At 28.2% G+C, this 11,918-nt stretch carries 8 protein-coding genes; 5 read left to right on the top strand and 3 right to left on the bottom strand.

Annotation, left to right across the window (positions count from 1 at the left end; genetic code table 11):
* Positions 1 to 12: 12 nt before the first annotated feature.
* The 5 genes from flgF (at position 13) to BRSU_RS12390 (ending at position 7,281) form a co-directional block, all read left to right on the top strand.
* A complete protein-coding gene (gene flgF / locus BRSU_RS12410) occupies positions 13 to 861 on the top strand; it encodes a flagellar basal-body rod protein FlgF (RefSeq protein WP_048595885.1) in 849 nt (282 codons plus the stop codon).
* A 101-nt stretch (positions 862 to 962) separates the two neighbouring features.
* On the top strand, positions 963 to 3,848 hold the full coding sequence (locus BRSU_RS12405; RefSeq protein ID WP_048595883.1) for a methyl-accepting chemotaxis protein: 2,886 nt from the start codon (positions 963 to 965) through the stop codon (positions 3,846 to 3,848).
* Between the two features lie 141 nt (positions 3,849 to 3,989).
* Complete coding sequence (gene alr, locus BRSU_RS12400) at positions 3,990 to 5,096, top strand: alanine racemase (RefSeq protein WP_048595881.1); 1,107 nt, start codon at positions 3,990 to 3,992, stop codon at positions 5,094 to 5,096.
* Between the two features lie 22 nt (positions 5,097 to 5,118).
* Positions 5,119 to 6,492 (top strand): alanine/glycine:cation symporter family protein, encoded by a 1,374-nt coding sequence (locus tag BRSU_RS12395; RefSeq protein ID WP_048595879.1) that lies wholly within the window; start codon positions 5,119 to 5,121, stop codon positions 6,490 to 6,492.
* 123 nt (positions 6,493 to 6,615) lie between these two features.
* A complete protein-coding gene (locus tag BRSU_RS12390) occupies positions 6,616 to 7,281 on the top strand; it encodes a flavin reductase (RefSeq protein ID WP_048595877.1) in 666 nt (221 codons plus the stop codon).
* A gap of 620 nt (positions 7,282 to 7,901) precedes the next feature.
* Here the strand turns inward: BRSU_RS12390 and BRSU_RS12385 are convergent.
* Genes BRSU_RS12385 through ruvB form a run of 3 tightly spaced genes read right to left on the bottom strand, consistent with a single transcriptional unit; the run spans position 7,902 to position 11,771 of the window.
* The gene (locus BRSU_RS12385; protein WP_048595875.1) at positions 7,902 to 9,518 is read right to left on the bottom strand and encodes a hypothetical protein; all 1,617 of its coding nucleotides are present in this window, start codon (positions 9,516 to 9,518) and stop codon (positions 7,902 to 7,904) included.
* Between the two features lie 32 nt (positions 9,519 to 9,550).
* The gene (locus tag BRSU_RS12380; protein WP_048595873.1) at positions 9,551 to 10,741 is read right to left on the bottom strand and encodes a M23 family metallopeptidase; all 1,191 of its coding nucleotides are present in this window, start codon (positions 10,739 to 10,741) and stop codon (positions 9,551 to 9,553) included.
* A complete protein-coding gene (gene ruvB / locus BRSU_RS12375; protein ID WP_048595870.1) occupies positions 10,731 to 11,771 on the bottom strand; it encodes a Holliday junction branch migration DNA helicase RuvB in 1,041 nt (346 codons plus the stop codon). Before ruvB ends, BRSU_RS12380 begins: the two co-directional genes overlap by 11 nt.
* Positions 11,772 to 11,918 lie beyond the last annotated feature (147 nt).

Below are 11,918 nucleotides of genomic sequence, written 5' to 3'. Positions count from 1 at the left end.
GGGGGATTATAGATGGTAAGAGGAGTTTATACAGGTGCCAGCGGTATGATGGCTGAACAGGCTAGACTAGATGTTGTAGCTAATAACTTGGCTAATGTTGATAAACCTGGATTTAAAAGAGATACAGTAAGTTTTAAGGCTTTCCCAGAAATGATGGCTGCAAGAACAGAAGATGACGGAGTAGTAATATTTCCGCTTGGTTCTACAGATGTAAGACCTTATGTAGGAAGAATGGGAACAGGTGTTGAAGTTAATGAAGTTTTCACAGAATGGGAGCAGGGTTCTTTAAGAGAAACAGGCAATCAGCTTGATATAGCTTTGGGAGATAAAGGATTCTTTGCTATAGAAACTCCTAATGGTGAAAGATACACAAGAAACGGAAGTTTTTTAATAGATAAAGATCATTATCTTGTAACTAAGCATGGTTATAAAGTTATGGGTGAGAATGGTTATATTCAGATAAAAACTAATAACTTCAATATAGATGAAGATGGCAGAGTAAGTATCAATAGAAGATATCAGGACGGCAATACATTTGTACAGTTTAATGATAATGAATGGGAAGATGAAGAGATACTTGATACATTAAAAATAGTAAGATTTGATAATGAAAGATATTTGAAAAAAGAAGGAGAATCTTTCTGGGTAGATACAGATATTAGCGGTACTGCTTATATAGCTCAGAAAGGCGTTGATAGACCTAAAGTATTATCAAGATTCTTAGAAATGAGCAATGTAAATCCTATAAACGAAATGGTTAGAATGATTGAAGTACAAAGAGCTTATGAACTAAATTCTAAAACTATATCTACTCATGATACTTTAGTTGGCAGAGTAATTAATGAGGTAGGAAGAGTATAATTTTTTAATATATGCTTCACTTTTTTATGAATAAATTTTGATAAAAAATAAACGATAATGTATAATATTATATTAATCGCATTTATTTAATAGAGGATATTATGGCTTCAGACAAGATAAAACAACATGTTATTAGAAAGCTAAAAATTTTAACTATTCCTATATATTTATTAGTGGATATTGTTATTTGGAATATAGCGTTATTCTTTATATATAAAGAAGTTCCGCCTATATATGGTTTGAAGATACTCTTTTCTGCAATTTCTTTTATATTCTTTTTCAAATATTTAAAGATGTGGAATAATAATTCTAGTATAAGGTTGGCAAGCAGAGTTATACTTACGTTTTTTATAATTTCTCTTGTAGGAAGTGTCGTAGAAATAATAGCATATTCTGTTATAAATGAAGTATTTTTACATACTATGACATTGGCTATATTTAATGCCACTATAAATGCTGTTTTATTATCATGCGTATTTATGCTGTTTTTCAAAATACTATCTAAGAATTTTGAATTAGATGAAAACATAGTAACCTTTTATATACCTCTCATTGCTAAATTAGGACTTATAGTATATTTGTTTTTCTCTACTATTATATTGGCTTTTTTAATGAACCATGTATCTGTAGAAGAAAATGTTTATTTAAACAACTATAGCAGTTTAGTATTAAATGAAATGACTTCTATATCTGATAATATGAGAAAATTTGATGATAATATTAAATCAGATATGATGTCTTATTCTGAAGCAGTTCTCAATATTTATTCTAATAAAAATATAATTTCAAGAGATGATATACAAACTCATTTTGTTAATAGATTATCATATATAAATGATACTTTAAAAAATAAGTATGATACAGTATCTGTTAATATTAATCAGGATTATTTAGATACTGATATTCCTTATTCTGTAACTATATCTAGGGATGCTTCCACAGACAGATATACAAGCAGAGCGTCAGATGCTTTAACTATTCATAACTTCTTAGAAAATGAAATAGAAAATAATTATGTAACTTTAGGTATGGATGTTTATGATAGAAATAATATATTTATATCTGCTTATACTCCATTAAAATTATTTGGAAGAGATATAGGATATATTATATCTGAATCTAGTGTAGCAAATATTGATAATATTATTAAAAATGATAATATACTTTCCAAATGGTCTTATATATATTATATAGCAGTAAAGAGAGATATAATACTTAGCTCAGACAGCAGATATATAGCTGAAAGTGCTTCTGAGATATTATCATCATCTCCAGAACTTGCAGAAAATATAGAGAATTTTGAAAAATCATTTGGGTCTAATAAAACATTTGAAATATTTTATCCTATTAATATTTTAGGTAAGAAATCTATAGCTGTAGTTTCATATATAGAAGAATTAAAAGTTATAGGTCTATATTATAAAGATGTAAACACAATAATAAAAGATTCAGATATAAATTTAACTATATTTAATTTTATATTCTTATTTATATCAATATTTATTTTATTCTTTGCTGTTTATTTAGTTATTTTGAAAATACTTTTATCTTCAATAAGCAGAGCAAATGAATCTACAAAAATGCTTTTGGGAGGAAATGGAGATTTAAGAAAAAGAATATTATCAAAGAATAATGATGAAATAGGAGTTTTAATTTATAATTTTAATTTATTCTTGTCTAGTTTGGATAACCTTATAGGAGATTTAAAAATAGAAAGTTATAAGGTATTTGAAGAGATAAAGGTAATAGAAAAAATTATTGATGAAAATACAAATAGAATAAATGATCAAAGTTCCAGCATCACTGAAAGTGTAGCAAGTGTTAATAATATTATTACTTCTATACAGAATGTTACTAATTCTACAGATCAGCAAAGGCATGCATTTTCATCAGCTTCCATTGCTGTAGAAGAATTGTTACAGACAATTTATAAGATCAATGATAATATGGAACGTCAGTCATCAGCTGTAGAACAGACATCAGCTTCTATAGAGGAGATGATATCCAACATTACTTCTGTGGCAAGAAGTGTTAATAAAGCGGATAGTTTCTCTAAAAAGCTTCTTGTTGATGCTCATGACGGAGGTGATACAGTAGATGAAGTTATTGAGGCGGTTAGAGGTATTGAAGAAAGCTCTGACCAGATTAAAGAGATAGTTAACGTTATTCAAGGTATTGCTGAACAAACTAACCTTTTGGCTATGAACGCAGCTATTGAGGCAGCGCATGCCGGAGAGCAAGGAAGAGGTTTCTCTGTAGTTGCTGACGAGATTAGATCTTTGGCAGAACACACAGCTGATAACACTAAATCTATCACTAACATCATTAAAGCTATTACTAAGAGAATAGAAGAAACAGTGGAATTAGCAAGTAATAGTGGTAAGTCTCTTGATAACATACTTGATATGTCAGAGAATACTGCTAGAGTTGTTTCTGAGATAAATACTGCCAACAGTGAATTAGAGGTTGGAGGAAGAGATATACTTGAAACTATAAGACACTTGAATAATATTACAACAGGTGTAAAAGACAGTGTAAAAGAGCAGATGAACAGTGGTGATGTGGTAGACAGCCAAATTACTTTGCTTGACCAGATTACTAGAGAGGTTTCTGATATAATTGAAGCTAATAGTTCAGGTGCTAAAGAAGTTATGCATGCTATGAGTTTCTTAAATGAATTATCTGTAAAAACAGTTGAGGGTAATAAAGAATTCTACACTGCTACATCTAAATTGAATGAAATATTTGTAAGATTTAATGAGCTTATGGGTAAGTTTATTACTAATGCTGATAGCTTAGAAGAAGCTAAGAATGATAATGTTATTAAGAAAAATCCGGAAAATTATTCTGTAGACGAAAGAATGGATATGGAGCTTAAGAGTCTTGAAGAAGAGTTCAAAAAAGATAATGATGAATTCAAAAAAGATGATGATGTATTAGAGATGCTTAAAGAAGACTTCAAAAATCCGGAAATGTTCAGCATGTAAATATTATATTTATGAATGTTAATGATGAGATATTATATCCGTAATATAATATCTCATTTTTTATATTTTTGACTTTATTACAAATTATAAGTTCTCTAATAATAAAGTTTTTAATTATTAAAAAATAAGTAGGTTAAGATTATGTCAAATTATACTATCGCTGAGATTGATTTATCTGTTTTGAATAAAAATATGCAGATTATACATTCTATAATAAAAGATGTTAAACTTCTTAATATAGTTAAGGCAAATGCTTATGGTCATGGTTTGATAGAGATATCAAAGGCTTCAGAGCAATTTGGAGCTGATGCTTTAGGTGTTGCTAATGTAGAAGAGGGGGTAAGAATAAGAGAAGCAGGAGTTAAACTTCCTATATTAGTTTTATTTCAGCATTTTAAAGATGAATCTGATTTGGTATGTAAATATAATTTAAGTCCTATTGTTAGTAATGATGAATGTTTGGAATATTATGATAAGTTTTTAAAAAAGAATGGCGGCAGTTTAAATTTATATATAAAAGTTGATACAGGCCTAAATAGAATGGGGGCAAAGCCTGAAGAAGTTTTACCTTTAGCAAAAAAAGTATTATCGTATAATACTTTAAATATAGAAGGCATCAATACTCATTATGCTGCTTCTGATATGGATGATGATTATTCTATAAGTTTTACTAATAAACAGATAGAAGTTTTTAATAATGTATTAAATAGTTTATATGAAAATGGAATAAAAATAAAGAATGCACATACATCTAATTCAGCTGCAATAATTTCATATAAAAGTACTTATTTTGATATGGTGCGTGCTGGAATTATATTATACGGATATAATGATGATTTTTTGGGTATTAAACCAATTTTAAATTTAAAATCTTATGTAGTTTTGGTAAGAAGTATAAAGAAAGGTGAAAGTATTTCTTATGGAATGACTTGGACAGCAAACAGAGATACTAAGGTTGCTGTAATACCTATAGGATATGCTGACGGAATACCAAGAAAATTATCTAACAATTGGGAAGTTAAAATTAATGGAAAATATTATCCTTTAAGAGGAAGAGTATGTATGGATTCTATTATTGCTGAAATAGGAAATGACAATATAAAAGTAGGTGATGAAGTATTGATATTTGGGAATGATGAAAGACTTAATGCTGATACTTTGGCGGCAAGAATAGATAGTATAAGTCATGAAGTGCTTGTTAATATAGGTGAAAGAGTAAAAAGGGTTTATATAAATAAAAATAATTGATTGAAATATCAAGGAGAGCATTATGATAGAGATGATAACTAAGATAAATAATGTGGTTAATGGTTTTGTATGGGGACCAATAATGCTTACATTATTAGTAGGAACAGGTATATATTTAAGTATAAGAACAGGTTTTTTACAGATAACAAGAATACCTTTATGGGTTAAGCATACATTTGGAGCATTGGCAAAAAAACATGATTTAGATGATAATATTACTCCTTTTCAGGCAGTAAGTACAGCATTGGCAAGTACTGTAGGTACAGGAAATATTGCAGGTGTTACAACAGCAATAGTAGCAGGAGGACCTGGTGCTTTATTTTGGATGTGGTTTGCTGCTTTTTTTGGAATGGTTACAAAATATTCTGAAGTTATTTTAGCAGTTCATTATAGGGTTAAAGATGATTTAGGACACCATCATGGCGGCCCTATGTATTATATATCTAAAGGTGCTAATATGCCTTGGCTTGGAAGTATATTCGCTGCTTTTGCTGCTTTAGCTTGTTTTGGTGCTGGAAATATGACCCAAACTAATGCTATGGCTGGAGTTGTTTATCAGAATTTTGGAGTGCCTCATATAGTTACAGGTGTAGTAGTTGTATTTTTAACAGCAATAATTATTATAGGCGGAATAAGAAGAATAGCCACTGTTACTGAAAAATTAGTACCTATTATGTGTGTTATATATATAGTTTCTGGAATAATAATATTATTTATGAACATGGAAAAGATACCTTATGCATTTCAGAGAATATTTGAGGAAGCATTTTCATTAAAGCAGGTTGGTGCCGGATTTATGGGATATACTATTATGATGGGTATGAAATTCGGATTTGCCCGCGGTGTATTTTCAAATGAGGCTGGTTTGGGTACTGCTCCTATGGCTCATGGTGCTAGCAATTCAAAAAATCCTATAGAGCAGGGATTATGGGGAATATTCGAAGTACTTATAGATACTTTCTTCGTATGTACTTTAACAGGTCTTATAGCCATAATATTTTTGGATGCAAATCAAGGTACTAAATTAAATGGTGCTGAGCTTATATCTGCTTCTTTCGGAAATAATTTAGGACATGCAGGTTCTGTAATACTTACTATATCTTTAATATTGTTTGCATTTTCTACATTTGTAGGATGGTCTCATTATGGTGTTGTTGCCTTAGGATATCTTACAAAAAGAAATAAAATAGCTTCATATTCATATAGAATAATATTTTTGATTATAGGTATAGTTGGTGCTGTAAGTCAATTAGATTTAATATGGGCTATAGCTGATACTTTAAATGGTCTTATGGCTATACCAAATTTGATTGGTCTTTTAATACTTTCTCCAAAAATAGCAAAACTTACTAATGATTATATAAAGGATCCTAATTCAACTACAATGAAAGATTAATACTCATATCAGTGCATTTTTAATGATAAAAATATAAAATATTTACGATTTTTTATTATTTAGTATTGATTTTTTATAGATATACTATATAATTAGTAATTATTATCAATAAGGATGCTGTGTATGGATACTTTTGCTTTGACTAAACTCTCTTATGGAATGTACATTTTGACAACTCTTGATGGTGATAAACCAGTAGGCTGTACTATAAACACTTCTACTCAAATAACAGCTACTCCTACTACCATTATGATTAGCGTTAATAGAAGTAATTATACTAATGAATGTATAAAAAAACATGGTAAATTTGCTTTATCTGTACTTTCAGAGAAGAGTGATCCTACATTAATAGGCGGATTTGGATTTAGAAGTTCAAGAGATAATAATAAATTTGAAAATGTTGCTTATGAGATTAAAGAAGGATTGCCTGTAATAAAGGCTGCAAATGCTTATTTACTTTGTAAGGTGACAGATAGTTTTGAAGTTCATACTCATACTATATTTATAGGTGAGCTAATAGATGCTGATATATTTGATAATGAAACTCCATCTATGACTTATGCTTATTATCATAATGTTATTAAGGGTAATACACCCGCAAATGCATCTACTGCTAATGCTTATAAAAAAGAAGATAATAAAGAAGAAGCTCAAAAAACTAAATCAGTATATAAATGTAAAACTTGCGGATTTGAATATAAAGGAGATATACCTTTTGAGGATTTACCAAGCGATTGGAAATGTCCTATATGCGGAGAGCCTAAAAGTAATTTTGAAAAAATCTCATAATAATAAATCAAACTAATTTTTACCCCAATTTTACGGCAGTGTGTAGCAATATGCACTGCCTTATATTTAAGGAAATTTATGATATATAATTTTTTTTATTATTCATATAATTTTATGGATGAAGAAGATTATAAAACTCTTATAGATGAATACAATAGTATTAAATATAACAGTTAATTTACGCACGGTAAATTCGTTTTATATATAGTTTAAATTATAATTTTCTATCGTTATATATTTAAATTCCATTCTACGTGCGGTGAAGTAGATTATAAATTAAAAAAATACTTGGGTGGGTTTTTAATAAATTTAAATTGGGTATTAGATGATTAAAAGTTTAAATTTTAAATTTAAATTATAATATTTAGGGGTGGGGAGTGAAAGTAAATTTTAAAACTTTATATATATACCCTGCCATTTATGTCTATTATTTTATTTATAATTATAGATTTATTTATATTTGAAGTTTAAAATTTTAAAGCATGCCCGCCCTAGTTTTTATTAGATTTTTTATCTATTTACCGCACGATTAGTTTATTTTAATAATATGATAAAAATTTGTATTATTAATTGATTTATATTTTTTGTTTAGCTTAACGTGCGTTAAAAATTTAAAAAAATTAAAAAATAAAATTATCTGTATTTTTGGATATATTATTTTTTAATATGTTTCTTTTTATTTTGATTTCTTTCAATATATCTGAAGCTAATTTAGCATCTTTAAGTGATTTTCTTATCTGCCAAAATCCGCTGTCCCATAAAGATATTTTGAATTTTTCTTTATTGATTTTTTCTATGTTTGAATAAAAATATTTATAAAGTTTTTCAGCATTATTGATTAGTTCAAATGCTTCATTTGATATGTATTGATTATTTTTTTCTAAATATTCAAAGCAGAATCTTTTTTCATTATCGTACTTAAATTGACTGCATCCGCAATACACTTTCTTATAATCGAAAGGATAAAAATGATTGATAATAGTATAATATTTTTCTTTATATAAGATATTATCCATAGCAGATGTTTGATTAGAAGTAGAAAATAAAGTCCATATTATGCAATCTAATATAAATTGTTTATCTAATTCCTTTTTAGGTATGCAAAATTGATCGCTTCCATTAAGCCAATCTACCTTAGTCGTTCTTCTAACGGCATGTATTATCATAGCTTTTTCAAAATTTTCTTTAGTGATTGAAAGAGATCCTGCAGAAGCCTGAGGCGCAGAAAATATTGCTGTAAGATTTTGTTTTTGTAAATCACTTCCGCAGCTCATAAGAGAACCTATAAATCCATCGCATACTTTATCCCTTATATCCTGACCTGAAGTTTTTACTTTTATAGCAGATGAAAGCGGTACAAATGTTGCTGAAGTTTTTATTCTTTTTATCCATTTATTAAGAAGATCATTACTATCTATTACATTATAATTTTTTTTATTTATTATATTGCAATCATTATCAAGTACATCGAGTATTATATTTTCAGTTTTTATATTATGGTTATTATTTATTTCCCAAACTATAAAACTTACAGGAAAAGGAGTGGTTTTTGAAGTATTGTCAAAATTAATTGAAGAAAAAATAAAACCGTTTATAAATTTATAATTGCATACCTTATTTCTAAATTTTTCATTGTTATTGTATTTGATATAATTAGTTTTAGAAAATATAGCAAGATAAACTTTATCATTATTTTTAAACTCTTTATGTATTCTAAACATAAACTGAGCATATAATTCTCTTGAAGCATCACCTAATTTTTCTTTATGCATCATATCTCTAATTTTGCTTATGCTTACATTTTTTTTGCTTTTAGAGTTTGTACCAGCAACCTGACTTGTGGCATATGGAGGATTAATTAGTATGATCCATTTCATATTTTTATTATTTAAATCATCTTGAAGTTTTTTAGGAAGTTTATTATATTCAAAATCATTATCTTTTATATCATCATTTAGATAATCATATTGAAACAGGCAGGCATTTTTAAATTTTTCTTTAGAATATTCTATATCATTTTGATCTATTGTGGACATATAAATATACTTATGATATTTTTCATCAATATAATATTCTAAATTTCCTGTTCCAGATGCCATGTCCCATATTCTATATTTACCATTTTCTAATTCTTCTTTATCAATTATATTAAAGATATAGGATAAAGATTTTTCAGCGAAATTTAAAGGAGTATAGAACTCTCCTAAATACCTTTTTTTAGAATCATGTTCATTCATATAATACTAGAGCAAAAAGATTTAATTATAAATTAGAACCTAGCACTCAAGTAAGGCATAGGATTTTTATGATCTCCTCCAACTCTAATTTCAAAATGGCAGTGTATTCCTGTAGTTCTTCCAGTATTTCCTATTAGAGCTATTTTTTCGCCTCTTTTTACCTTCTGACCATAATCAACAAGAAGTTTAGAATTATGTCCGTAAGCAGTTTGATATCCATTAGCATGAGTGATTAGAACGAACCAACCATATCCATTTCTCCATCCTGCAAATGTAACAGTACCATCAGCAACAGCAAGTATAGGAGTACCATAAGGACCAGCTATATCAACACCATAGTGATAACTTTTTTCCTGATTGAAAGGAGATAATCTTGCTCCGAATCCGCTTGAGATTCTTCCGCCGCCTGCAACAGGCCAGCCTAAAGGAATTTCTTTATGTATTTTTGGAGATACTTCCATAAATGAAAGGATATTTTTTTGGTATGTATTTAATTCACTAAGCATTTTCTCAATATTTACGGATTCATTATTATTTAAATTATTGTTATTATTGAATGTACCCAAATCATTGTAATCTATAGTATATGATATAGATTTTATAGTATTATTATATTCTGTTAATGCTTTTGAAAATCTATTTAAAGACTTTTTATAATCTTCTATTAAGGTATAAGTTTTAGCTTCTCTGGCTGATAGAGTATTATAAAATTCTTTGGCTTCTTTTTGTCTATTATAGGCATCATATCCTGTATAAATCAAAGCAGAAAATACTAAGATAAGAAATAAAATCATAAAGTTATTGATAGGAAGTCTTATTCCATGCTCATCATCATCATAAAATATTAGTATGCTTCTTTCATGATTTCCTTTTCTTTTGATTGCATCTATAACTAATTTAAATACATGTCTTATTCCGTATGTAGCATTATATAATTTATTTAGAACTTTTTTTGTTCTATTAAATTTTATTTTTGCTTTTGGGGCTTTATATCTTGAAGTAGGTTTTAACTGAACATTTTTTTTATAATTTATATCGAATCTTGAATTTGGATTATCAGCAGACTTATTAGCATCTTTAAAATTGCCTACAAATTTTTTAGCTAGATTTTTTACATCTTTTGAGGTTTCTTCCAAATAGTATTTATCCAACTGAGCATTGGACTTTTTTTCTTTTGTTGAAGTATCGTCTGTAATTAAAATAGTAAACTCCTTAAAAATCAAATAATCCTCTTTCTTCGTTATTATAATTATCGTCATACTTTGAAGAAAGATTTAAATAACCATAAGCCTTATTTGTAGCAACTCTGCCTTTCGGTGTTCTTTTTATAAAGCCGCATTGTATAAGATAAGGCTCTATTACATCTTCTATAGTTTCTATCTGCTCGGATAAAGATACAGATAAAGTATCTACTCCTACAGGGCCTCCATTATAATGTTTAATGATAGTATTTAAATAAAGTTTGTCAAGTGCTTCAAATCCGTTTTTATCTATTCCCAATTTTTCAAGAGAATCACAGGCAAACTTCCCGTCTATTTTTAAAACATCATGTACTGTAGCAAAGTCAAAAACTCTTCTCAAAAGTCTATTAACTATTCTAGGAGTTCCTCTTGATCTTGAAGCTATTGAAATAGCAGCCTCATCTGTGATATTTATATTAAGAAATTCAGAACTTCTCTTTACTATATTAGCCAAATCTTCGTTTGTATAAAATTCAAGCCTTTCAACTATTCCGAATCTATCATATAAAGGTGTACTTAATAAACCACTTCTTGTAGTGGCTCCTATCAAAGTGAAATGCGGTAATTTAACTCTGAAACTTTTAGCAGATGTTCCTTCTCCTACCTTTATATCCACAAAGAAATCCTCCATAGCTGAATAAAGTACCTCTTCAACTACAGTTCTAAGTCTATGTATTTCATCTATAAAAAGTATATCTTTTTCACCCAAAGTAGTAAGAATAGAAGCCAAATCTCCTGGACGCTCTATTATGGGGGCTGATGTAGCTTTTATATTGCTTCCCATTTCATTTGCTATTATTTGGGCTAATGTTGTTTTTCCAAGTCCTGGAGGACCGTAAAATAGTATATGATCTAAAGAAACATCTCTTTTTTTAGCACTATCTATAAATACTTTAAGTTTTGATTTTATATTTTTCTGTCCCAAAAAATCATCAAAACCTTGAGGCCTTATATTGTTATTGGGCTTATCATAAGAGTTTTCTTCAGCATTTGTTATGCTTTCTTTATCCATAGTTTTTGTAATTATATATTAAAATTCATTAAATAACAAATTTCTTAAACACGCGGTTAGGCGATACTATATTTAAAAATAGTTATTGTTATAGTATTATTCTATCATATACAGTCAACTAAACGCGTGCTGAATTAATTATTAATC

It is taken from the genome of Brachyspira suanatina (assembly GCF_001049755.1).
Lineage (GTDB): Bacteria > Spirochaetota > Brachyspiria > Brachyspirales > Brachyspiraceae > Brachyspira > Brachyspira suanatina.
The sequence above is the reverse complement of the archived record's forward strand: the minus strand, read 5'-3'. Positions and strand labels throughout refer to the sequence as shown.